The organism is Acinetobacter sp. NIOH-H-8 (assembly GCF_046635365.1).
Lineage (GTDB): Bacteria > Pseudomonadota > Gammaproteobacteria > Pseudomonadales > Moraxellaceae > Acinetobacter.
In genome coordinates this window covers 1-252 of the sequence record NZ_JBHDVN010000404.1, presented here as the reverse complement: position 1 = coordinate 252, position 252 = coordinate 1, and the positions used below count along the sequence as shown (strand labels likewise).

Here is a 252-nt window from a genome sequence, read left to right as displayed (position 1 = left end):
AGCAAATCCATTAGGTAAAAATTGACTTATACTTGTTTAAATAACGCTAATAACTAAGCCCAAAGAACACCTATACCCAGTGCTACACACGCTTAGTTTTTTATATTTTAAAAGAGTATTTTAGCAAGGCTCTAGACTAGCAAAATGATTATGTTAGTCTAGAATCATGATAGAAAACAGTAAATTAAGTCACTACAAGATTAAAAAAATTATTCAATGCTTTTGTGTTGATATTCCTGCTTCCAAAACAGC

The 252-nt window shown here is 30.2% G+C and carries 1 pseudogene; it reads left to right on the top strand.

Annotation, left to right across the window (positions count from 1 at the left end):
* Window positions 1–166: 166 nt before the first annotated feature.
* Window positions 167–252, top strand: a pseudogene (locus ACEWB7_RS18865) (IS1595 family transposase); the annotation flags it as partial.